This window comes from Streptomyces sp. NPDC023481 (assembly GCF_055560195.1).
The window spans coordinates 160299-183851 of record NZ_JBVHJE010000002.1 but is presented as its reverse complement, the minus strand read 5'-3'; the positions used below and the strand labels follow the sequence as shown (position 1 = coordinate 183851).

Sequence of the window (23553 nt, the reverse complement as noted above, 5' to 3'; positions counted from 1 at the left end):
GCTCCGGAGACAATGACCCCCGTGCGATACCGGCTGCTCGGCACCACCCAGGCCATCCGCCCCGACGGCACGCCCGTCCCCGTCGGCGGGGCGCGGCTGCGTGCCCTGCTGAGCGTTCTCGCCCTCCGGGCCGGACGCACCGTGCCGGCGGGTGTGCTGGTGGACGAGGTGTGGGGCGCCGACCCGCCCGCCGACGCCACCGGTGCGCTCCAGGCACTCGTCGGCCGGCTCCGCCGGGCCCTCGGCGCCGACGCCGTCGCCTCCGCCGACGGCGGCTACCGGCTCACCGCCGCACCCGACGACATCGACCTCACCCGTTTCGACCGGCTGACCGGCGACGGCCTCACCGCCCTCGCCGACGGCGACCCGGCCAAGGCCGCCGCCGTCCTCGACGAGGCCCTCGCCCTGTGGCACGGCCCCGCCCTCGCCGACCTGCCCGACCGCACCGCCGAGGCGGCCCGCTGGGAGACCCGCCGCCTCGACGCCCGGCGCGCCCGGCACACCGCCGCCCTCGCCCTCGGCCAGGCCGAACGGGCGCTGCCCGAGCTGACCGCCCTGTGCGACGACCACCCGCTGGACGAACCCCTCCAGGCGCTGCGGCTGCGCGCCCTGCGCGACACCGGCCGCCCCGCCCAGGCGCTCGCCGCCTACGAGGACGTACGGCGCCTGCTCGCGGACCGGCTCGGCGCCGACCCCGGCCCCGAACTGCGCGCCCTGCACGCCGAGCTGCTGCGCGAGGAAAGCGCCGAGCAGCCGCCCGCGGCCCGCACCGGCAACCTGCCCGCCCGGCTGACCTCCTTCGTCGGCCGGGAAGCCGACATCCGGGCCATCGGCGCCGACCTCGCCGCGGCCCGCCTGGTCACCCTGCTCGGACCCGGCGGCGCCGGCAAGACCCGGCTGTCCCAGGAGGCCGCCGAGGCGGTACGGCACACCGCCCGGGACGGCGTCTGGCTCGCCGAGCTGGCCCCCGTGGACGACCCCGACGCCGTACCGCAGGCCGTGCTCACCGCGATCGGCGCCCGCGAGACCGTGCTGCACGGCGCCGGCGTGGAGGGCATGCGCGCCGTCACCGACCGGCACGACAACCCCCTCGAACGGCTCGTGGAGCACTGCGCTCGGCGCCGCATGCTGATCATCCTCGACAACTGCGAGCACGTCGTGGACGCCGCCGCCCACCTCACCGAGCGGCTGCTGGCCCGCTGCCCCGAGCTGACCGTCCTCGCCACCAGCCGCGAACCCCTCGGCGTGCCGGGCGAGTTGGTGCGGCCCGTGGAGCCGCTGCCCGAACCGGTCGCGCTGCGGCTGCTCGCCGACCGGGGCGCGGCGGCCCGGCCCGGCTTCCGGACCGAGGACGACCCCGAGGCGTGCGCCGAGATCTGCCGCCGGCTGGACGGACTGCCCCTCGCCATCGAGCTGGCGGCGGCCCGGCTGCGCATGCTGACGCCCCGCCAGATAGCGGACCGGCTGGACGACCGCTTCCGGCTGCTCACCTCCGGCAGCCGCACCGTGCTGCCCCGCCAGCAGACCCTCAGGGCCGTCGTGGACTGGTCCTGGGACCTGCTGGACGCCGGTGAACGGGACGTCCTCGCCCGGCTGTCGGTGTTCGCCGGCGGCTGCGACCTGGCCGCCGCCGAGGCCGTGTGCGGGCCGGCCGCCCTGGACGCGCTCGGCTCCCTGGTCGACAAGTCCCTGGTGGTGGCCGCCCCCACCGCCGACGGCGGCATGCGCTACCGGTTGCTGGAGACCGTCGCCGAGTACGCCGGCGAACGCCTCGCCGAGTCCGGCCGGCGTACCGAGGCCGAGCGCGCCCACCTGACCCACTACCGCGAACTCGCCCGCACCACCGACCCGTTGCTGCGCGGCGCCGGGCAGCTCGCCGCCATCGACCGGTTCCAGCTGGAGTACGAGAACCTGCGCACCGCCCTGCGGCACGCCGTCGCCGAACGCGACGAACAGGAGGCGCTCTGCCTGGTCCTCTCCCTGCTCTGGTTCTGGCAGATACGCGACCAGCGCATCGAGACCCGCACCTGGTGCCGGGAGGTCATGGCCCTCGGCCCCGACCCGTTCCGCGAGCCGGTCCGCCCCGCCGCACCGGTGTGGCAGCGCTGCACCGACACCCCGCCGCCGTACACCGGCGAGATCCTCGCCGAGGCCCGGCGCGGGGTCCACCTGGCCCATCTGGCCTGCATGGACACCGAGATCGACCGCTGGCAGACGCCCGAGGCACAGGCGAAGCTCCGCGCGGTCGCCGCGACCTACGAGCCCGGCCTGCCGCAGATCTGCCGGCCACCGGGCATCCTGTGGTTCTTCGCCGCGCTGCTCACCGGCGGCGCCGACCGGCTGCGCACCATCGCCGACGCCTGCGTGCGCACCTGCCGGGACACCCCCGGCTACGAGTGGGAGCTGGCCGGCGCCCTCCAACTGCGCGCCAACCTGCTCGCCAACCGCGCCGACTGGGCCGGCGACGCCACCCGCGACGCCGACGAGGCCCTGGGGATCTACCGCCGCCTCGGCGACGTCTGGGGCGCCACCGAGGCCCTGTCCGCGCGCGGTGAGGCCCGGGAACGCAAGGGCGACCACCACGGGGCCGCCGCCGACTACCGGGCCGCCATCGAACACGCCGAGCGCCTCGGCGCCCGCGCCCAGGTCGCCGTGCTGCACTCCCGGCTCGGCGGCACCCTGCTGGAGGCGGGCGAGAGCGAACACGGCGAACGGATGCTGCGGGACGTCATCGCCGGCCAGGACAACACCCACACCGAGGCCATGCCCGCCGCCCGGCTCTTCCTCGCCGGCTGGCTCAGCCTGACCGGCCGGGTCGGGGAGGCCCGCGAACACCTGCGGCTGCTGCGCGAGGAGGCCCGCATCGCGCACTTCGTCGTCTTCGACGCCGTGATCCTGTGCCAGGAGGCCTGGCTCAGCGCCGTGGAGGAGCGCACCGAGGAGGCCCTCGACCAGGCCCGCGAGGCGCTGCGCCTCGCCGCCGACCCGCTGAGCCAGGCCATCGCCCCGCACCTGCACTCCGTCGTCCTCGCCGTCGCCGCGATGGCCCTCGCCCGGGTCGACGGCCGCGCCGCCGACGCCGCCCGCTGCCTGGGCGCCGCCGCCGCGCTGCTGCCGGCCGGCCATGTGCCCTCCGGGGTGGAGCTGCGGGCCCGCGACCTGACCGAGGCGCGGATCCGGGAGGGGCTGGACGCGCGGTCGTACCAGGCCGCGTACGCCGAGGGCGGCGGCCTCTCCCTCGCGGAGGCCGCCGCCCTGTTCTGACCGTCCTGTTCTGCATCGGCCTGTTCTGACCGTCCTGCTCTGACCGGCCTGGCGTCAGCTCTTGGTGCGGAACTTGTGGATCGCCACCGGCGCCATGACCGCGGTCAGGCCCACCGACCAGATCAGCGTCACCCACAGGTCGTGCGCGACCGGGCCGCCCTGCATCAGACCGCGCGCGGTGTCGGCCAGCGCGGAGAGCGGGTTGTAGTCGGTGAACGACTGCAGCCAGCCCGGCATCGACGCGGTCGGCGCGAAGATCGACGAGCCGAACTGCAGCGGCATCAGCACCAGGAAGCCCATCGCCTGCACCGACTGCGCGTTCTTCATGATCACGCCGAGGGTCAGGAACACCCACATCAGCGCCGAGCCGAACACCGCGGACAGGCCCACGGAGGCCAGCAGACCGGTCCAGCTGTCGATGTCGTAGCCCACGAGGAGGGCCACCACCAGCAGCACCACGGTCGCGAACAGCATCCGCATCAGCTCCACCGCGATCTTCGCGAAGAGGACGGAGCCGCGGCCGATCGGCAGGGACCGGAAGCGGTCCATGACACCGGAGTTGAAGTCCTGGTTGAAGCCGGTGCCCACCCCCTGGGCCATGTTCATGCCCATCATGGCCATGAGCCCGGGCACCACGTACTGCACGTACTGGTCCTGGCCGCCGCCCAGCGACTTCCCGATGGAGCCGCCGAAGACGTACACGAACAGCAGGGTGAAGACGACCGGGAACAGGATCGCGTCGAACATCGATTCCGGGTCCTGCCGGATCCACAGCAGGTTGCGGCGGATCAGCGCACCGGTGTGCCGCAGGTGGGCCCGCACCGGGATGGGCGTGTCGGCCTGGGCCGCGGCGGCGCGGGCCGGGGTGATCGAAGGGGCGCCGAGCGCCTCGTCCAGGGTGGCGGTGGGTGACGGGTGGGCGCTCATGCGGCGACCTCTTCGCGGGTGTCGGCGGGCACGGCGTCCTGCGGGGCACTGGCACGGTGGCCGGTGAGGGACAGGAACACCTCGTCCAGGCTGGGCAGTTCGGTGGTGATGGAGGAGATGGTGATACCGCGCGCGGTGACCGCGCCGACCACCGCGGTCAGCTGCTCGTCGCTCAGGACCGGCACCAGCAGGGTCCCGGTCTCGTGGTCCACGGTGGTGGACGCGAGCCCGGTGATGCCCAGGTCGTCCAGCATCCCGGCGAGCGGGCGCAGCTGGAGCGGGTCGACCGGGCGCACACGCAGGGAGCGTCCGCCGACGCGGGCCTTCAGCTCCTCGATCCCGCCCTTCGCGATGACCTTGCCCCGGTCCACCACGGTCAGCTCGGAGGCGAGCTGCTCGGCCTCCTCCATGTACTGGGTGGTGAGCAGCACGGTGACGCCGTCGCCGACCATCGCCTTGACCTCGTCCCACACCTCGTTGCGGGTGCGGGGGTCCAGGCCGGTGGTGGGCTCGTCCAGGTACAGCACGGCCGGACGGCCGATCATGGAGGCGGCCAGGTCCAGGCGCCGCCGCATACCGCCGGAGTACGTGCTCACGGGCCGCCGGGCCGCCTCCGTCAGCGAGAACCGCTCCAGCAGCTCGGCGGCGCGGGCGCGGGCGTCCCTGCGGGACAGGTCCAGCAGGCGGCCGATCAGGTACAGGTTCTCCCAGCCCGGCAGCTTCTCGTCCACCGAGGCGTACTGGCCGGTGAGACCGATGACCCGGCGCAGCCGGCGGGGCTGGCGTACGACGTCGTAGCCGGCCACGGTGGCCTGCCCGGCGTCGGGGGTGATCAGGGTGGACAGGATGCGTACGAGGGTGGTCTTGCCGGCGCCGTTCGGCCCGAGCACACCCATCACGGTGCCCTCGCGCACGTCCAGGTCGACGCCGTCCAGTGCCTTGGTCTCGCCGTAGTGCTTGACCAGTCCCCGTACGGTCACGGCGGAGCGGCCGCCGGCGGGGGTGTCGTCGATGCGTGTCATGCCGATGACAGTGCCAGCCCCCACCGACAAACGGCCGACAGCCGCCCGACACCCCGCCGACACGCCTGTCGGTGCCCCGACACGGGGGCAGCCCGCCGACGGGGGACGATCGGCGGGCTGCCCGTGGTGCCGCAGTGGTTCGGTGACTCGGTGACCGAGGCGCTCAGTGACCGAGGCGCTCAGTGACCGAGCTGCTCAGTGGCTGAGGCGCTCAGTGGCTGAGGCGCTCAGTGACCGAGGCGCTCAGTGACTGAGTCGCTCAATGGCTGAGGCGATCAGTGACCGAGGCGATCAGCGAGGGAGTGGCTCAGTGGACGGAGTGCTCCTCCAGCGGGAACGTCCCGCCGACGACGTCCTCCGCGAACGCCCTGGCCGCGTCGCCCATGACGGCGCGCAGGTCGGCGTACTTCTTGACGAACTTCGGCACCCGCCCGGACGTCAGCCCCAGCATGTCGGTCCACACCAGCACCTGCGCGTCCGTCTCCGGCCCCGCCCCGATGCCCACGGTCGGGATGTGCAGCACCCGCGTCACCTCGGCCGCCAGCTCCGCCGGCACCAGCTCCAGCACCACCGCGAACGCCCCCGCGTCCTGCACGGCCTTGGCGTCGCGGAGCAGCTGCTGCGCGGCCTCCTCGCCGCGCCCCTGGACGCGGTAGCCCATCGCGTTGACGGACTGCGGGGTCAGCCCGATGTGGGCCATGACCGGGATGCCGGACTCCACCAGCAGCCGGATCTGTTCGTGCGAGCGCTCGCCGCCCTCCAGCTTGACCGCGCCGACCCCGGCCTCCTTCACCAGCCGGGTCGCCGAGCGCAGCGCCTGCACCGGGCCCTCCTGATAGGAGCCGAAGGGGAGGTCGCCGACGATCAGGGCGCGCCGCGTGCCGCGTACGACGGCGGCCGACAGCATCGTCATCTCGTCGAGGGTGACGGGCACGGTGGTCTCGTACCCGAGGTGGCAGTTGCCCGCCGAGTCGCCGACCAGGATCACCGGGATCCCGGCCTCGTCGAAGACGGACGCGGTCATCGCGTCGTAGGCGGTGAGCATGGGCCACTTCTCGCCCCGCTCCTTGGCGAGCGTGATGTCGCGGACGGTGATGCGGCGAGTGCCCTTCCCCCCGTACAGCGCCTTGCTGCCGTCGGACGGAGTGTTCTGGGCAGCCGAAAGCTGCGTCATGGCAACGGCTCCTTCAGTCATCTCGAGGCGCCCTGACGGCGTCCCCGGATCGACTCCATGGTGGCACCTCGTGCCAGTCACGGCCAGAGGGGCCCCGTGTGAGCCGAGCCGCGTAAGGTCTTCGTAAAGAAAATAAGATACGAGACGGTTCCGTATCGAAATGATCGTAGGGTCGGACCCATGACAAGTCCCGTCCCTGCCTCCCGAATACCGGAAGCGGTGCACCGGCGCCGCTGGGCGATCCTCGGTGTGCTGATGCTGAGCCTGCTCATCGTGGTGCTCGACAACTCGATCCTGAACGTCGCCATCAAGACCATCGCCACCCCCGCGCCGACCGGCCTCGGCGCCACCCAGAGCGAGATCGAGTGGGCGATCAACGCCTACACCCTCGTCTTCGCCGGCCTGCTGTTCACCGCCGGACTCGTCGGCGACCGGGTCGGCCGCAAGAAGGTGCTGCTCGGCGGCATCGCCGTGTTCGGCATCGGCTCCGCGCTCGCCGCCGAGTCCGGCTCGCCGGCCCAGCTGATCGCCTACCGCGCGCTGATGGCCCTCGGCGCCGCCTTCGTCATGCCCGCCACCCTCGCCGTCCTCATGAACGTCTTCGAGCGCGAGGAGCAGCCCAAGGCCATCGGCATCTGGGCCGGCGGCGTCGGCCTCGCCATCGCCATCGGCCCGATCACCGGCGGCGCGCTCCTGGACCACTTCTGGTGGGGCTCGGTCTTCTTCGTCAACGTGCCCATCGTGATTCTCGCGCTGGTCCTGATGGTCTGGCTGGTGCCCGACTCCCGCGACCCGCGCCCCGGCCGCCTCGACCCGGTCGGCGTGGTGCTGTCCGTCGTCGGCCTGGTGCTGCTGGTCTACGGCATCATCAAGGGCGGCGAGCTGGCCGACTTCACCGACGCCAAGGTGCTGGCCACCATCCTCGCCGGGCTCGCCGTGCTGGCCGGCTTCGTCGTCTTCGAGAAGCGCAGCGACCACCCGTCGCTGGACGTCACCTACTTCCGGAACAAGGTCTTCTCGGCCGCCATGAGCGCCATCGCGCTGGTCTTCTTCGCGCTGATGGGCGTCACGTTCTTCAGCGTCTTCTACACCCAGAGCGTGCGCGGCTACACGCCGCTGCAGTCCGGCCTGCTGATGCTGCCGCTGGCCGCCGCCCAGATGATCTTCGCGCCGCGTGCCCGGCTGGTCGTCGCGCGGTTCGGCAACAAGGCCACCACCACCGCCGGACTGGTGCTGATCGCGGCGACCCTGGCCGTCTTCGCCACCTTCGAGGTCGACACCCCGATCTGGCTGCTGGAGGTCGTCTTCTTCCTCATGGGCACCGGCATGGCGCACATCATGACGCCGACCTCCGTCGTCATCATGCAGGCCCTGCCCCGCGAGAAGGCCGGCTCCGCCTCCGCGCTCAGCAACACCTTCCGCCAGGTCGGCGGCGCCCTCGGCATCGCCGTCCTCGGCTCGGTGCTCGCCGCCTCCTACCGCGACGGCATCGAGGGCAAGCTCGGCCCGCTGCCGCCGGCCCTGCGCGACACCGCCGCCCAGTCCGTCGAGGCCACCCTCGGCATCGCCGAGAAGCTCGGCCCGCGCGGCCAGGCCCTGGTCGCCCCGGCGAACGACGCCTTCCTGCACGCCATGCACACCACCGCCCTGTGCGGTACGGGCGTCGCGCTGATCGGCGCCGTGGTGACCGCCCTGTTCCTGCCGGGCAAGCCGCCGGCCGGCCAGCGCGACGACGCCGAACCGGAGTTGGTGGCGGCCGCGGAATGACCGGACCCGCCCTGGCGGGCGGCTCCACGGGGGAAGGAGGGTGCTGCGGGACAATTCCCGTGGCGCAGTGAGAGGACGGAAACGACGTGACCCTTGCCGACAGCCGGCCACGGCCGGACGGACCCGCCCGGGGCCGGCCGCGCAGCGAAGCCGTGGAACGGGCCATCCTGGAAGGCGTGATGAGGCTCCTGGAGGAGGGCGTGCCCCTCGCCGAGCTGTCCATCGAGCGCGTCGCGCGCACGGCCGGGGTCGGCAAGGCCACCATCTACCGCCGCTGGAGCGGCAAGGAGGAGCTGTTCGTCGACGTCGTACGCGCCGCCGAACCCCCCGACCCCGAACTCCCCGGCACCAGCCTGCGCGACGACCTCGTCGTCCTGCTGGAAGCCCTGCGCCGGCGCGGCCTGGTGAGCCGCTCCTCGGCGATCCTGCACAACGTGTACGCCCAGATGAAGTCCTCCCCCCGGGTCTGGGCGGCCTACCACGCGAACGTCATAGAGCCCCGGCGCGTCCTCGCCCTGGAAGTGCTGCGCCGGGCGCGGGAGAACGGCGAGATCCGGGCGGACGTCGACCTGGACCTCGTCAACGACATGTTCGTCGGCCCCATGCTCGTCCGCTCCGTCATGCGCCCCGAGGCCGACCTGCCCGAGGGCCTGGCGGAGCAGATCGTCGACACGCTCCTGGAGGGCCTACGACCCGTCAGGTCGACAGCCTCGTAGCACTCGTGTGCGTGTTTCGTCACAGAACGCGCCGTCCGCGGGGTAACCGGAACCCGTGGCCCCGGCTCGTTCGTCCTCGTCTTCCGTACGGCCGTCATGGGACGGCGGGAACGAGCCGATCATCCCCTAGGGTCGTCAGGAGCAGGGGGGCGAACGGTGTGCACGGCAGGCAGTGAGGCAGACGGTATGGCGCAGCAGGCGTACATGACGGAGACGGCGGGCGACGGCTCGGGGCCCGAGCGGCCATCATCCCGGCTTCGGCGCCTCACACAACGCCTGTTCTCCGGCTGGCGGAACGATCCACGGATCTGGCGGCGCGGCCTGGTCCTCGCCGTACTGGCCCTGCTGCTCGCCCTGGTGATGCTGGTGCACGCCCACATCCCCAACGCGGTGGGCAATCTCGGCTCGCTCATCGAGACGTTCCTGCCCTGGCTGGGGCTGGCCGTCCCCGTGCTCCTGGTGCTCGCCCTGGTCCGCAGGTCGGCGACCGCGCTGCTCGCGCTCCTCCTCCCGGCGATCGTCTGGCTGAACCTCTTCGGCGGCCTGCTCACCGACAAGACGGGCAGCGGCGGCGACCTCGTGGTGGCCACCCACAACGTCAACGCCGACAACCCCGACCCGGCCGCGACCGCCACCGACGTGGCCTCCTCCGGAGCCGACGTGCTGGCCCTGGAGGAGCTGCCCGCCTCCGCCGTACCCGTCTACGAGAAGGCGCTCGCGCCGACGTACCGGTTCCACGCGGTGGCCGGCACGGTCGGCCTGTGGAGCAAGTACCCGATGACCGGGGTCGAGGCCGTCGACATCAAGCTGGGCTGGACGCGGGCGATGCGGGCCACCGTCGCCACGCCCCGCGGCCCGGTCGCGGTCTACGTCGCCCACCTGCCCTCGGTGCGGGTGAAGATGGAGGCCGGCTTCACCGCCCGGCAGCGGGACAAGAGCGCCGACGCGCTCGGTGAGGCGATCGCCGACGAGCCCCTGAAGCGGGTCGTGCTGCTCGGCGACCTCAACGGCACGATGAACGACCGCTCGCTCAACGCCGTCACCTCCCAGCTGCGCTCCACGCAGGGCGCGGCGGGCAGCGGCTTCGGGTTCAGCTGGCCGGCGTCGTTCCCGATGGCGCGCATCGACCAGATCATGGTCCGGGGCGCGGAGCCGGAGAGCAGCTGGACGCTGCCCCGCACGAACAGCGACCACCTGCCGGTGGCGGCCCGTGTGAAGCTCGACACAGGCTCGTAACCCAGTGGAATAGCGGACCTGAGCGTATTTGTTCCGTACGGGAACATACTGCGAGACTCGAACCTGTACGCACACCGCTCTGAAAGGTCCCTCATGCCCCTGGCCCTGCTCGCCCTCGCCGTGGGCGCCTTCGGCATCGGCACGACCGAGTTCGTGATGATGGGGCTCCTGCCCGATGTCGCGGACGACCTGCACATCTCGATCCCCACCGCCGGGCACCTGGTCTCGGCCTACGCGCTGGGCGTCGTCATCGGCGCCCCGCTGCTGGCCGCGCTGACCGCGCGCATGTCCCGCCGGACCGTGCTCATCTCCCTGATGGCCCTGTTCGTGGTGGGCAACACCCTCTCGGCGTTCGCCCCCGGCAACGGCTCGCTGCTGGCCGCCCGCTTCCTGAGCGGGCTGCCGCACGGCGCGTTCTTCGGCGTCGGCGCGGTCGTCGCCACCGGAATGGTCCCGGCGGAGCGCAGGGCGCGCTCGGTGTCCCTGATGTTCCTCGGCCTGACCGTCGCCAACATCGCCGGCGTCCCCGCCGCCACCCTCATGGGCCAGCACCTCGGCTGGCGCGCCACGTTCCTCGGGGTCGGCGCGATCGGCCTGGCCGCCATCGCCGCCCTCGCCCTGCTCATCCCGCACGACCGCGAGCACGCGGCCGAGTCGGCGGGCCTGCGCGGCGAGCTGGCCGCCCTGCGCTCGCTGCCCGTCTGGCTGGCCCTCGGTACGACGGTGGCGGGCTTCGGCGCCCTCTTCGCGGCCTACAGCTACATCACCCCGATGCTCACGGACGCCGCCGGCTACGCGGAGACGAACGTGACCCTGCTGCTCGCCCTCTTCGGCGTCGGCGCCACGGCCGGCAACCTGCTGGGCGGCCGCCTCGCGGACCACTCGCTGCGCGGCACCCTGTTCGGCGGACTCACCGCGCTGGTCCTCGTCCTGCTGCTCTTCCCGCTGCTGATGCGCGCGGAGTGGAGCGCGGCCCTCGGCGTGGCCCTGCTGGGCATGGCCGCGTTCGTCACCGGCTCCCCGCTCCAGCTGATGGTGATGGAGAAGGCCGCCGCGGCCCCCTCCCTCGCCTCCTCCGCCAACCAGGCGGCCTTCAACCTGGCCAACGCCGGCGGCGCCTGGATCGGCGGCCTCGCCCTGGCCGCCGGCTTCGGTACGACCTCGCCGGCCCTCGCGGGCGCGGCCCTGGCGGTCCTGGGCCTCGCCGTGGCGACAGCGGCCTACACGGTGGACCGCCGCCGCGCCACCCCGACCTCCGGCCGGGTGATCACGTCCCACGTCCCCCAGGAGACGGAGCCCCTGCACCGGTAGCCCGGTGTGGAGGGCCGGACGGCCCGGACAGGGGGGCGGTGGGCGGACTCCTTCGCACACGCCGACCGCCCGGCCCACCGACGTGCGTCTTCGCGGGGACCGGGCGGAACGGATCCGCTCATCGGGCAGTCACCTGCGGGCCCTACCTCGGGTCCTGCTGGAACTTCGCCGTCGACCACTTGTAGCCGAGGGCCGTCAGGGCCACGCACCAGGCCACCGCCAGCCAGGCGTTGTCGCCGATCCCGGTGCCCAGGAGGAGGCCCCGCAGCGTCTCGATGGCCGGGGTGAACGGCTGGTACTCGGCGACCGGCCGGAACCAGCCGGGCAGGGCGTCCAGTGGGACGAAGGCGCTGGACAGCAGCGGCAGCAGGATCAGCGGCATCGCGTTGTTGCTCGCGGCCTCGGCGTTCGGGCTGACCAGGCCCATGCCGACCGCGATCCAGGTGAGCGCCGTGGCGAAGAGCACCAGCAGGCCGAACGCCGCCAGCCACTCCAGGGCGGTGGCGTCGGTGGAACGGAACCCGATCGCCACCGCGACGGCGCCGACCAGCACCACGCTCGCGACCGACTGCAGCACGCTGCCGATCACATGCCCGACGATCACCGAGCCGCGGTGGATCGCCATCGTGCGGAAGCGGGCGATGATGCCCTCGGCCATGTCGGTCGAGACGGACACCGCGGTGCCGATCGTGGTGCTGCCGATGGTCATCAGCAGCAGGCCCGGGACGATGTACGCGATGTATCTGGCCCGGTCCGGGGTGCCGCCGCCGATGCCCGCGCTCATGGTGTCGCCGAAGACGTAGACGAAGAGCAGCAGCAGCATGATCGGCGTCAGCAGCAGGTTCAGCGTGAGCGACGGGTAGCGCCGGGCGTGCAGGAGGTTGCGGCGCAGCATCGTCACCGAGTCCCGTACGGCGAGGGAGAGCCGGGCCGGGCGGGCGGGGGCGCTGGACGTGCTCATCGGGCGGTCTCCTTCGACGGGTGCGACGGGTGCGGCTGCTGGTGGGGGAGCTTCGCGCCGCCGGTCAGCGCGAAGAAGACGTCGTCGAGGTCGGGGGTGTGCACGGTCAGCTCGTCCGCCTCGATGCCGGCCGAGTCCAGCCGGTCGAGCAGGGAGCGCAGCTCGCGCTGGCTGCCGTCGCCCGGGACGCGCAGGGCGAGGGACGCGTCGTCCCGGGACGCCTCGCCGAGCGCGGTGGCGGCGCCCTGGTACGCGGCCGGGTCGGTGAAGCGGAGCCGGACGTGCCCGCCGGGCACGATCCGCTTCAGCTCCTCGGCGGTGCCCTCGGCGGCGATCGTGCCGTCGTGGAGCACGGCGATGCGGTCGGCGAGTTCGTCGGCCTCCTCCAGGTACTGCGTGGTGAGGAAGACGGTGACGCCGTCGGCGACCAGCTCGCGGATGATCTGCCACATGGTGTGACGGCTGCGCGGGTCGAGGCCGGTGGTCGGCTCGTCCAGGAAGATGATCCGCGGGCCCCCGACCAGGGTCATGGCGATGTCCAGCCGGCGCTTCATGCCGCCGGAGTAGGTGGCGGCGGGCTTCCGCGCGGCCTCGGTGAGGTCGAAGCGTTCCAGCAGCTCGGCGGTGACCCGCCGGCGTTCGCCCTTGGACAGGTGGTGCAGGTCCGCCATGAGGAGCATGTTCTCCTCGCCGGTGATCAGCCCGTCGACGGCGGAGAACTGCCCGGTGACACCGATCGCGGCGCGTACCGCACGGGGGTCGGTGGCGAGGTCGTGGCCGCCCACGCGGATCCCGCCGGAGGAGGGGTCGGGCGAGACCAGCGTGGACAGGATCTTGACGGCGGTGGTCTTGCCGGCGCCGTTCGGGCCGAGCAGGGAGAAGATCGTGCCTTCCGGTACGGCCAGGTCGACTCCGTCGAGGACGGTCCTGTCGCCGTAGGACTTGCGCAGCCCGGTCGCCGCGATGGCCAGGTCGGTCATGGGGAGTGCTCCTGATCTCAGAGGCTGCGGGCGGTGATGTCACCGTGGGCGGTGGTGGCGCGGATGGCGAGTGCGGTGGTGCCGTCGTTCCTGAGGGCGTTGTCGACGCGGCCGTAACCGGTGCCGGCGTCCAGGGCGGCGGAGACCCCGCGGGCCGCGGCGATGGAGATGTCCCCGGACTCGGTGCGCAGCACGACCGTGCCGCGCCCGGCCTCGGCGATGCGGATGTCGCCCCGTGTGGTGCTGATCTCGGCCGAGCCGCCCAGCCGGCCGACCTCGACGTCGCCGTCGACCGCGGTGAGGCGGACGGTGGCGGCTTCGTCGATCTTGATCCGCTGGTAGGCGCCGTCGAAGGCGAGGTCGCCGAGGCGGCCGACCCCGCGCAGCTCGCAGGCGGACGCCCTGGCCTCGACGTGCGAGCCGACGGGCAGCTGGACGGTCACCTCGACGGCCCCGGAGGCGCCGAAGAGCTGGTTCTTCGCGGCCGGGGCCGCGATCCGCAGGACGCCGTCGGCGTAGGCGACCTCGATCTGCTCGGCCGCCTTCACGTCGCGGCTCCTGGCGGCGTCCGCGGGCAGGATCTCGACCGTGGTGTCGGTCCGGTCCGCGGCGATGAACCGGACGCGCCCGGCGGGGATGTCGAGGACGGCGGAGACCGGGGCGGGGGTGGCGAACTTCTGCATCGTGCGCTCCTTCGAACTTCTGTTTCCGATGAAGGAAACGCTACGTTGCGTTCCTGATGTCGGCAACAGTCTTGTTGCGTTGAACTCATGTAAATGCAGGTCAGTTGAGGGAAATCGTTGCAACGGGTCAGATGGTAACGCAACGACCTCCTCTCTTGTCGTTGCAATGAAATGAGGGTGAACGCTAAGGTGTGATGCCGCAGACCGAGTGAAGGAGGCCGTGATGCCGGGAGGCAGGCTCAGCCAGCAGGAACGTCAGCAGATCGCGCTGGGACTGGCCGACGGGCTCCCCTACGCGGAGATCGCCAGACGGCTCGACCGTCCGACCTCGACCGTCACGCGCGAGGTCATGCGCAACGGTGGCCCCACCGCCTACCGCGCCGACCTCGCCCACCGCGCCACCGAACGCCGCGCCCACCGGCGCCGCCAGGCCGCTCCCCGCGGGACCGAGGCGCCACCGCAGGGCTACGGGCGCGATCCGCAGGCCGTACGCGCGTACGAGGAGACGCTCACCACGGTCTTCATGCAGTCGGGCACGCCCCAGATGATGGCGCGGGTGATGGCCTGCCTGACCGTCAGCGACGCGGGCAGCCTCACCGCGGCCGAACTCGTCCAGCGCCTCCAGGTCAGCCCGGCGTCCGTCTCCAAGGCCATCGCGTACCTGGAGGGCCAGGACCTGGTCCGCCGGGAACGCGACGAACGCCGCCGTGAGCGCTATGTCGTGGACGACGAGGTCATGTACCAGGCGATGATGGCCAGCGCCCGGTCCACCGCCCAGGTCGCCGAGACCGCGCGCCAGGGCGTCGGCATCCTCGGCCCCGGCTCCCCGGCCGGCGCCCGCCTCGAGAACACCGCCCGCTTCCTGGACTTCGTCGCCGAGAGCCTCGCCCGCGCGGCGGAACAGGCGCGCGAGATCCTCCACACCAGACCCGGGACCCCCGCGGACGGTTCCGCCGCGTCCCGGTGACGCGCGGCGGGCGCGAACGGCGCGAGGGGCCGGCGCCGGGACGTCGCCGGCGTGGGCACGCCGGCCGGGGCCGCCGCCGCCCGGCGAGACGTCCGTGCCCGGAAAACGCGACGGGGCGTGGAACGCCGGACACGGCGTTCCACGCCCCTCGGGCGCTGCGTACGGTCAGTGGCGGCGGAACGAGTCCACGTAGCCGCCGGCGGGCGAGCCGACGCCCGTGACGTCGTCGTAGCCCTTCACCGCGGACAGCGAGCTGTCCTTGCCGAGGCTGCGGACCGAGGTCGCGAGGCCGCCGGAGGCGTCGAGGCCGTTGACGAAGTCGATACGGGCGACCGCCAGGCCGGAGCCCGTCGGGTCGTCCGTGACGTCGTGGAAGACGCCCTTCTTGCCGTACTTGGCGTAGATCGACGGGTTGGCGAAGCCGATCGCCTTGCCGCCGCCCGCCTCCTGGGCCAGCGCCTGGACGGCCGCGATGACCGGGGCGGCCAGCGAGGTGCCGCCGATGCGGTACTCGCTGTACCGCTCGGTGCCGTCCGGGAACGTCTGGGTCTGGCCGACCAGGAAGCCGGTGTTCGGGTCGGCGATGGCCGCGATGTCCGGGACGACGCGGTTGCCGGCGGCGTTGTTCGCCGTGGCCAGCGCCTTCGGGACGACGCCCTTCTGGTAGTACGGCTGCGGCACGGTCCTGCTGGTGCCGCCGCCCGCGCCCGAGGTGAACGTACCCGGGAAGCCCGTCCAGCTCTTGCCGTCGGCCGACAGCGTGGCCTTCTCGGTGCCCCAGCCGGTCTCCCACTGGTACGTGTCGCCCTTGCCGACGGCCAGCGAGGTGCCACCGACCGCGGTCACCCAGGCGGAGTTGGCCGGGGTGTCGACCTGCTTCACGCCCGGCTGCGTCGGCGTGGTGGTGTGGGCCACCTCGTCGCCGTTGTCACCGGAGGAGAAGTAGAAGCCGATGCCCTGGACCGCGCCCAGCTGGAAGACCTGGTCGTAGGCGGCCGCGAGGTCCGGCGTCTGGTTGGCCTCGATGTCGCCCCAGGAGTTGGAGACGATGTCGGCCAGGTGGTTGTCGACGATCTTGCCGAGCGTGTCCAGCAGGTCGTCGTCGTAGCAGGAGGCGGCGCCCACGTAGGTGACGTCGGCGGCCGGCGCGACCGCGTGCACGGCCTCGACGTCCAGGGTCTCCTCGCCGTACCAGCCGGCCGCCCCGCACTCGGTGGCCGCGGTGTGCGTGTAGTTCTTCGGCAGCACCTGGTGCAGCTGGCCGGTCTTCCAGGCGGCGTCACCGTGCTTCAGCGCGTACGTGCCCGCGTCGTAGGCGATCGTCGGCGAGGCGTACGCGTCGGTGATCGCGATGCGGACGTTCTTGCCGGTGTACGCGCCGGCGCCGTACGCGGCGCGCAGCTGCTTGCCGGTGTAGCCCCTGACCGCGTACGGGATCTTGTGGCCGTAGGCGTCCGGCAGCGTCGTCGCGGTGTTCGAGCCGAAGTACGAGGAGAACGGCCCGGAGTTCTTGAACACGGCTTCCGGCGGCGGCAGCTGGTCGTCGTGGTTCGCCTTGTGCGGGGCGTTGTCCAGGCCGGTGACGGTCAGGACGGCGTCCGCGAGGGAGGCCGGGACGGAGGCCGTGCGCGCCGGGGCGCGGTAGGTCTTCGCGCCCTTGGCGAAGTCGTGCAGCTGGGTGCCGAACGCCTTCTCGGCGGCGGCCACGTCACCGGAGACGGCGACGTAGTGCGGGGTGACCGCGGTGACGGTCAGTCCGGCCGACTTCAGCCAGGACGTGACGGCGGCCACCTGGGCCTTGGTCGCCCCGAAGCGGGCCTGTGCCTTCCGGCCGCTGAGGTACTTGCCGTACAGCGGCGAGCCGGGGTCGGACACCGCCTTGGCGTAGGCGGCCAGGCCGGCCCGGTCCCGTCCCGCGAGGTAGACGCGGGCCTTGAGCTGGGCGCCGTCCGGAGTGGCGCCCTTGTCCACCTTGGGCGTGGCCCACAGCGGCTTGGTGCCCTTCAGGACGTCACGAGCGGGGCCGCCCGCGGCGTGCGCCGCGGGTATGCCCAGCGCCAGCGCGCCGACGATCATGGGCAGTGTCGCTGCCATGCTCACGCCGGCGCGCACGGTGGCGCGGTTGGATCTCATAGAACCCCCTGCGATGCGGTTCGCATGCATGTCGTGGTCGGATCGTCGCGTTTCCGCGCGCCGGCCCGCGGCGGTGTCGGCCGGCGAGTGGATCACACGATGGGGGCCACTCTTTCGATGAACCGTTCATGTCAGGGGAAGGTAAAAGTCAAGAGAAGCTCAAGTAACCGTTGTCTGCGGCGATGTGCGGCATTCATCCCTACGGCGGTGTTACGAACGGGCTTGCGCCCCCCGCTCCTTGAGCATCCCCGCCATCAACTCGATCTCCGACTGCTGGGAGTCGACCATGCCCTGCGCGAGCCGCTTCTCCACGCCGACGGTGCACTTGGCGACACAGCCCTCCGCCATGTGGATACCGCCCTGGTGATGGGCCGTCATCAGCTGGAGGTACAGGATCTCGGCCTGCTTGCCGCTGAGCGTGGACAGCTTCCTCAGCTCGGTGTTGGTGGCCATGCCCGGCATCAGCGCGCCGTCCTTGCCGGAGGCCATGTCCCCCATGCCCATCCAGGTCATCGGCGGATCGGCCGACACCTTCGGCAACCCCCACAGGTCGAGCCAGCCCAGCAGCATCCCGCGCTGGTTGGCCTGCGTCTGCGCGATGTCGTACGCGAGCCGCCGCACCTCCTCGTTCCTCGTCCGGTCCCGCACGATGTACGACATCTCGACGGCCTGCTGGTGGTGGACGGCCATGTCCCGGGCGAACCCGGCGTCGGCGGACCGCGCGGTCGGCGTCCTGGTGTCCGTCCCGCCGGTGTCCTCGGCGACGGAGTACGTGACCGCGCCGGCCGCGACCAGCACCGCCGCCGCGGTCCCCGCCACCCAGCCGAAGTGCTGCCCCCTCACTTCATGACCCCGCCGGTGCACGAGGCGCCCGGCTCGGGCGTCTGCTGTCCCTGCACATAGGTGGCGAAGAACTTGTCGACTTCCGGGTCCTTGGCGCTCTTCACCGTCACCTGGTGGCCCCACGCCGACAGGATCAGCGGGGCGTCCTGGTTCTCGTACGGGCTCATCAGCGAGTACGGCGTCCTGCGCACCTTGGCCGCGAGCGCGTCGACATCGGCCTTGGCCGCCTTGCCGGTGTACGTCACCCAGACCGCGCCGTGCTCCAGCGCGTGCACGGCGTTCTCGTCCGCGACCGGCTTGGTGTACACGTCGCCGTTGCAGTCCAGCCAGACCGGGTTGTGGTTGCCGCCGACCGGCGGGTGCATCGGGTACGACACCTTGGTCGTCACGTGGGTCCGGGACAGCTTGCCCGACCAGGTCCTCACACCGTCCTTGCCGGTGGTGAAGTGCCCGGCGTCGCCGGCGCCCTTGGAGTCGCCGCTCGGCTTGGTCGCGTCCGTGCCGGAGTCTCCCTGCGCGTGCACCAGGACCACACCGCCGACGACGAGACCGGCGACGACCACCACGCCGGCCGAGATGGCCAGCGCCCGGTTGCGGCGCTCCCGGACACGCTCCGCGCGCCGCATCTCCTCGATGCGCGCCTTGCGCGCCGCGGTGCTGCTGTTCTTCCCGGAACCCATGAGGCCTGTCCTTCTCGAGAAGGGGACGATGACGGTGGGGCCCGCTGATCGTAATGCGCCGGAGCCGCACTTCCGTAGGGGCGGGGCGCGGGAACCGGTGCGTTTGGAGGCCGGGACGCGCAGTACCTACGCTCGCGGTATGCGGCCGCTGCGCTCCACCGGCCCGGCCCTGCGCGCCGCCGGGTCGCCGCCGACGCGGACCGGGGCGGTCCGGCCATTACGGATATCGGTCCGAGCAGGCAAGATGGGCGAGAGCGCGGTACACCCGCCGTACGAGAGGCGTTCAGCACGACGACGCTCGGGCGATCAAGGTCCGCAACGCGCCGGAAACGGTGTTGTGGTGGGATGCTCAGGTGCCCGACCGCCTCCCGGTGATACCGGGGACAGGCGGCCTGACCAGCAAGGATGGGGAAGCGGAAGATGGACAAGCAGCAGGAGTTCGTGCTCCGGACCTTGGAGGAGCGCGACATCCGGTTCGTACGCCTGTGGTTCACGGACGTGCTGGGCTTCCTCAAGTCCGTCGCCGTGGCCCCCGCGGAGCTGGAGCAGGCCTTCGACGAGGGCATCGGCTTCGACGGCTCCGCGATCGAGGGCTTCGCCCGGGTCTACGAGTCCGACATGATCGCCAAGCCCGACCCGTCCACCTTCCAGGTGCTGCCCTGGCGCGCGGAGACCCCCGGCACGGCCCGCATGTTCTGCGACATCCTCATGCCGGACGGCTCCCCGTCCTTCGCCGACCCGCGCTACGTCCTCAAGCGCGCCCTCGCCCGCACCTCCGACCTGGGCTTCACCTTCTACACCCACCCGGAGATCGAGTTCTTCCTGCTGAAGGACCGCCCGCTGGACGGCTCCCGGCCGACGCCCGCGGACAACTCGGGCTACTTCGACCACACGCCCACCAACGTCGGCATGGACTTCCGCCGCCAGGCGATCACCATGCTGGAGTCGATGGGCATCTCGGTGGAGTTCTCCCACCACGAGGGCGCGCCGGGCCAGCAGGAGATCGACCTGCGGTACGCCGACGCCCTCTCGACGGCCGACAACATCATGACGTTCCGCCTGGTCATGAAGCAGGTGGCGCTGGAGCAGGGCGTCCAGGCGACGTTCATGCCGAAGCCGTTCTCCGAGCACCCCGGCTCCGGCATGCACACCCACCTGTCCCTCTTCGAGGGCGACCGCAACGCGTTCTACGAGTCCGGCGCGGAGTACCAGCTCTCCAAGGTCGGCCGCTCCTTCATCGCCGGCCTGCTGCGGCACGCGGCGGAGATCTCCGCGGTCACCAACCAGTGGGTGAACTCCTACAAGCGCATCTGGGGCGGCTCCGAGCGCACGGCGGGCGCCGGCGGCGAGGCCCCCTCCTACATCTGCTGGGGCCACAACAACCGCAGCGCCCTGGTCCGCGTCCCGATGTACAAGCCCGGCAAGACCGGCTCCGCGCGCGTGGAGGTCCGCTCCCTCGACTCCGGCGCCAACCCCTACCTGGCCTACGCCCTCCTCCTCGCCGCCGGCCTGAAGGGCATCGAGGAGGGCTACGAGCTCCCGCCGGGCGCCGAGGACGACGTCTGGGCCCTGTCCAACGCCGAACGCCGCGCCATGGGCATCGAACCCCTCCCGCAGAACCTCGGCGAGGCCCTGACCCTCATGGAGGGCAGCGACCTGGTCGCCGAGACTCTCGGCGAACACGTCTTCGACTTCTTCCTGCGCAACAAGCGCCAGGAGTGGGAGGAGTACCGCTCCGAGGTGACGGCGTTCGAGCTGCGGAAGAACCTGCCGGTGCTGTAGGGGCAGGTCGGGGCGGCCTTCCGTCCGAAACGATCCCGTGGGGCCGGCGGTCGAGGACCGCTGGCCCCACGGCATCTCGGTGCCCCTGGGCCGTCTCTGGGCCGTCAACGCCGTGAGTACCAGTCTCAGGAGCGAACGCGCATCCCTTGCCGCTGGCGCGGAGGGATGCCGTGTAAGGCGGCCGCGGCTACGACCGCGACTAGCTCTGCGACCGGAGCAGCGTCCCCAGTCTCAATCGCCGAGAGCCCCGGCACGGCGCAGGGATGGGCGCCTACTGGTGGATGATCGACCGGAGTTTTGCGTAGCTTCGCGGCTTCCGGAACCTCCGGCTCGGCGGGAGAGGCAGGCCGACATTCAAGGAGCGTTGCTCAACCCGCCGCTGTCGGCTCACTCACCAACGACTCGAATGGGCCAACGTTAGCCGCGGAGATATTGGTCACGAAGCGCTGCTCGCAGTAGCGACCTCTCCATGTGTCATTGTCGGCGCAGGGCTCCACGTCGCGATTCTCGAACATCTCTGGCACGCGGAACTCCCTTCTTGCCGGAACCAAACACATTGTCGACGAATGCTGCAGTGCGGAATTGATAGATCATCCGTTGGGGGAATTCGGTCAACTACGCGAGATGCAAGTGTGCACTGATTCTCACGAAAATGCAAACAGCGCTCTTTCGCGCAAGGTGCCGCTACCCTTAGAATCGCGGCTGGAGGAACTTCTCCGGTCAGAGCGAGAATATCTTCACTTACCGGCTCCCGCTCATTCAGGTACTGCACCGATGCGGTGTCGCCGTCATACAAGACGACGCCAATAATAGTGCCATCTGGCGAGGCTGGCGGTGCGCTCGGACACTGGTGTTCGCGTGCCAACTTGAACTCCCTTAGCTTAGTGTTCTCCGGGGCCGGGGTGTCTTGCCGTCAGACCTTTGATGAGGCCCCCAGCTACGCATCCCCCAACAGCGCCAACTAGAGCTCCCGAAAGTCCGCCGATCACTGCGCCGGCGGCAAGGCCGGCGCCACCGCCCTCCAAGCACCCGTCTCCTGCGCGTTCCCAGCTGTACTGGTCCCACATATCCGGATGAATTTCCTCCGCCGATGCGGCGTCCATCTTGGCCGCGGACAGGATGGTTTCAAGGATCGTGTGCGCCAACTGGCTGGTAGTCCGGGCGAGCGCTCCATTGATTTGCTCGATGACTTCCGCAATGGGAGGGGGATTTTCGGCTCGCCCTTTGGAAATCAACTCCCAGATGGTGTCCGCCTCTTCGGTCGTCACGAGACCAAATTGCAGCATTGTTCGTAGACCGTGAGCTGCGGGGTCCGCGTCGGTCATTCCGGAGGCGTTCGTGAACCTCTGGAAGATGTCGGCTGTCTCGTGAAATTCTCTCGAAATGCCGAGGGGTGCAACCGAGATCACATTCGGAGCCACAGGGCCAACGGGAGGAGGGCCTGAACTGCCAGTGGGCTTGTAGACCAGTCCAACGGTGAATCCTGGCCCTCCGTACGGAGTCGCGGGTAGTCGAGAGAGGGCGGACTGGACAGTTGTGATGAGGTCTCCTAGTTCAATCGAATTCTGGTTCATCGAAAATCCCACCGGTCCTGGAGGTGCGGCCATACGGATGCGCTTGACCCGAGGCCCTTACATTGCCTGCCGTCAATGAGACTGGGCACTCTCGCTCAGCGCCACCGATGCTGGTCCGAACGGACACTGACCCCCCCATGGTGTTAGCCGCTGTGAGCCAAATGCTCCTACGTCGCCCCGACGCCCGGGTTACCAGCTCGCACCGTTTAGCCCCGGGGACTCATGTAGGGGGCGTTCAATGACTGTCCGGCGCTCTGGTACAAACCGTTCACGGCCTTCCGGGCCCGTGCGTCGCTACTCGGCATGAGGTGTGTGTAGACCCGAAGCGTGAACCCCGGATCGTTGTGTCCGAGGTAGTGACTCAGGGCTTTGACGTTCTCGCCGGCGTCCAGCAGGACCGAGGCGTAGAAGTGCCTCAGGGCATGCATGCCGTGCTCGCGGGCAGCCTGGTAACGTTCGCCCGGCTTCGGCGGAGGGATCACCCCAGCCGCGACAAGAGCGGGCTTCCATGCGCGGTCGTTGAAGTCGGTTCGCCGAACCGCGCCCGCGCCATCGAGCCGGGTGAACAGCAGACGCTTCGTGATGGGTGGACCGTCCACCCGGAGCCAGGGCAGGGTGATCTCTACCGGGGGGAACGCCTCCATATGCTGCTTGAGGACGTGCGCCACGCGGTCCGGCAAGGGGACGTCGCGGACCTTGTTCCGCTTCGGTGGGGCGAATACGAGACCCTCCTTCGTCACCTTCACCTGGTTCGCGATGTGCAGCCATCCGGAGTCGAAGGCGATCTCATCGACGGGAAGCCCGAAGATCTCCCCTTGCCGGAGTCCGCATCCGCCTCCGAGGTCGACCGTCGCGCGGAAGCGCTCCGGCAGCGCTGCCCGTACGGCGAAGACGCGCTCTGCGCTCCATGGCACGACGCGACCAGTCCCCGCAGCAGGCGGACGCACTGATTGCGCGTGGCAGGGGTTCTTCGACAGGTGGCCGTCGTCGACAGCCGCATTGAGGACCGTCGATACGTTGTTGTAGATCACGCGCCGGTACGACGACGCAGAGACGGCCCGTTCCAGTTCGCTGAGCCAGTCTCGGATGTGTTCGGGCTTGAACGAGCCGAGCGGTCGAGGTCCCAGGTAGGGGATCGCGTGGCCGCGAATGGCGGACTCCACGGACTCTCGCGTGGTCATTTCCGTGGTCTGCGTGCTCAGCCACTTCTCGGCGTACTGCCGGAAGGTCACCTTGCTGGCGGAGGGATCCACGTACTGCCCCCGAGACATGTCCGCCTCGATGTGGGCAAGCCACTGGTCTGCCAGTCGCTTCTGTCCGTCGGGGAATGACTTGCTCTTCTCGGTTCCGTCTGGGCCGATGTAGCGGGCTCGGTAGCGCAGGCCCGTGCCGTGGCGCTCGGTTCGTATGCGGCGGGGCTTGCCGTTGGCGTCGGTTTCGGTCTTGTACCAGCGGTCTTGGATGTGGCCAGCCATGCGGCGGCGGTTCCTCTCTCGACATGCAGCAGGGAGAGCCGTTGGCGACGGCTCTCCC

Annotated in this window: 18 protein-coding genes; 7 read left to right on the top strand and 11 right to left on the bottom strand. The window is 71.0% G+C overall.

What is annotated here, in order from left to right; all coding sequences use genetic code 11:
• Positions 1–12 precede the first annotated feature (12 nt).
• Positions 13–3264 (top strand): AfsR/SARP family transcriptional regulator, encoded by a 3252-nt coding sequence (locus tag ACZ3ZD_RS05020; RefSeq protein ID WP_467393637.1) that lies wholly within the window; start codon positions 13–15, stop codon positions 3262–3264.
• A 54-nt stretch (positions 3265–3318) separates the two neighbouring features.
• Here ACZ3ZD_RS05020 and ACZ3ZD_RS05015 read toward each other — a convergent pair whose 3' ends face one another.
• The 3 genes from ACZ3ZD_RS05015 to panB form a co-directional block, all read right to left on the bottom strand.
• Positions 3319–4191: an ABC transporter permease gene (locus tag ACZ3ZD_RS05015; protein WP_467393635.1), complete on the bottom strand. Its 873-nt coding sequence runs from the start codon at positions 4189–4191 to the stop codon at positions 3319–3321.
• Entirely contained in the window at positions 4188–5213 is a 1026-nt protein-coding gene (locus tag ACZ3ZD_RS05010) for an ATP-binding cassette domain-containing protein (protein ID WP_467393633.1), read from the bottom strand. Before ACZ3ZD_RS05010 ends, ACZ3ZD_RS05015 begins: the two co-directional genes overlap by 4 nt.
• Before the next feature lie 307 nt (positions 5214–5520).
• Complete coding sequence (panB, locus tag ACZ3ZD_RS05005; protein WP_467393631.1) at positions 5521–6387, bottom strand: 3-methyl-2-oxobutanoate hydroxymethyltransferase; 867 nt, start codon at positions 6385–6387, stop codon at positions 5521–5523.
• A 180-nt stretch (positions 6388–6567) separates the two neighbouring features.
• Between panB and ACZ3ZD_RS05000 the strand changes: the two genes are divergently transcribed.
• The 4 genes from ACZ3ZD_RS05000 (at position 6568) to ACZ3ZD_RS04985 (ending at position 11417) form a co-directional block, all read left to right on the top strand.
• Positions 6568–8154: an MFS transporter gene (locus ACZ3ZD_RS05000; RefSeq protein ID WP_467393629.1), complete on the top strand. Its 1587-nt coding sequence runs from the start codon at positions 6568–6570 to the stop codon at positions 8152–8154.
• Between the two features lie 86 nt (positions 8155–8240).
• On the top strand, positions 8241–8870 hold the full coding sequence (locus tag ACZ3ZD_RS04995) for a TetR/AcrR family transcriptional regulator (RefSeq protein ID WP_467393627.1): 630 nt from the start codon (positions 8241–8243) through the stop codon (positions 8868–8870).
• Positions 8871–9056: 186 nt separating this feature from the next.
• Positions 9057–10106 (top strand): endonuclease/exonuclease/phosphatase family protein, encoded by a 1050-nt coding sequence (locus tag ACZ3ZD_RS04990; RefSeq protein ID WP_467393625.1) that lies wholly within the window; start codon positions 9057–9059, stop codon positions 10104–10106.
• 93 nt (positions 10107–10199) lie between these two features.
• The gene (locus ACZ3ZD_RS04985) at positions 10200–11417 is read left to right on the top strand and encodes an MFS transporter (RefSeq protein WP_467393623.1); all 1218 of its coding nucleotides are present in this window, start codon (positions 10200–10202) and stop codon (positions 11415–11417) included.
• A 142-nt stretch (positions 11418–11559) separates the two neighbouring features.
• On the opposite strand, the gene ACZ3ZD_RS04980 is transcribed toward ACZ3ZD_RS04985, so the two are convergent.
• From ACZ3ZD_RS04980 to ACZ3ZD_RS04970, 3 genes are read right to left on the bottom strand one after another with little or no spacing between them, the layout of a single operon-like run.
• Positions 11560–12378: an ABC transporter permease gene (locus tag ACZ3ZD_RS04980; RefSeq protein WP_467393621.1), complete on the bottom strand. Its 819-nt coding sequence runs from the start codon at positions 12376–12378 to the stop codon at positions 11560–11562.
• On the bottom strand, positions 12375–13358 hold the full coding sequence (locus ACZ3ZD_RS04975) for an ATP-binding cassette domain-containing protein (protein ID WP_467393619.1): 984 nt from the start codon (positions 13356–13358) through the stop codon (positions 12375–12377). The genes ACZ3ZD_RS04980 and ACZ3ZD_RS04975 overlap by 4 nt, the downstream gene beginning before the upstream one ends.
• A 17-nt stretch (positions 13359–13375) precedes the next feature.
• Positions 13376–14041, bottom strand: a complete 666-nt coding sequence (locus tag ACZ3ZD_RS04970; protein WP_467393617.1) for a DUF4097 family beta strand repeat-containing protein — start codon at positions 14039–14041, stop codon at positions 13376–13378.
• Between the two features lie 223 nt (positions 14042–14264).
• On the opposite strand from ACZ3ZD_RS04970, the gene ACZ3ZD_RS04965 reads away from it, so the two are divergent.
• Positions 14265–15008, top strand: a complete 744-nt coding sequence (locus ACZ3ZD_RS04965) for a helix-turn-helix domain-containing protein (RefSeq protein ID WP_467393615.1) — start codon at positions 14265–14267, stop codon at positions 15006–15008.
• A gap of 165 nt (positions 15009–15173) precedes the next feature.
• Here the strand turns inward: ACZ3ZD_RS04965 and ACZ3ZD_RS04960 are convergent, their stop codons facing one another.
• From ACZ3ZD_RS04960 to ACZ3ZD_RS04950, 3 genes are all read right to left on the bottom strand, one after another.
• Positions 15174–17141 (bottom strand): S53 family peptidase, encoded by a 1968-nt coding sequence (locus ACZ3ZD_RS04960; RefSeq protein ID WP_467393613.1) that lies wholly within the window; start codon positions 17139–17141, stop codon positions 15174–15176.
• A 210-nt stretch (positions 17142–17351) separates the two neighbouring features.
• The gene (locus ACZ3ZD_RS04955; protein ID WP_467393611.1) at positions 17352–17984 is read right to left on the bottom strand and encodes a DUF305 domain-containing protein; all 633 of its coding nucleotides are present in this window, start codon (positions 17982–17984) and stop codon (positions 17352–17354) included.
• Entirely contained in the window at positions 17981–18664 is a 684-nt protein-coding gene (locus tag ACZ3ZD_RS04950) for a DUF3105 domain-containing protein (protein WP_467393609.1), read from the bottom strand. Before ACZ3ZD_RS04950 ends, ACZ3ZD_RS04955 begins: the two co-directional genes overlap by 4 nt.
• 420 nt (positions 18665–19084) lie before the next feature.
• Here ACZ3ZD_RS04950 and glnA point away from each other — a divergent pair, with 420 nt between their 5' ends.
• A complete protein-coding gene (gene glnA / locus ACZ3ZD_RS04945) occupies positions 19085–20446 on the top strand; it encodes a type I glutamate--ammonia ligase (protein WP_467393607.1) in 1362 nt (453 codons plus the stop codon).
• A gap of 881 nt (positions 20447–21327) precedes the next feature.
• Here the strand turns inward: glnA and ACZ3ZD_RS04940 are convergent.
• Complete coding sequence (locus ACZ3ZD_RS04940) at positions 21328–21714, bottom strand: hypothetical protein (RefSeq protein WP_467393605.1); 387 nt, start codon at positions 21712–21714, stop codon at positions 21328–21330.
• Positions 21715–22226: 512 nt separating this feature from the next.
• Positions 22227–23495 (bottom strand): tyrosine-type recombinase/integrase, encoded by a 1269-nt coding sequence (locus tag ACZ3ZD_RS04935; protein ID WP_467393603.1) that lies wholly within the window; start codon positions 23493–23495, stop codon positions 22227–22229.
• Positions 23496–23553: the final 58 nt, after the last annotated feature.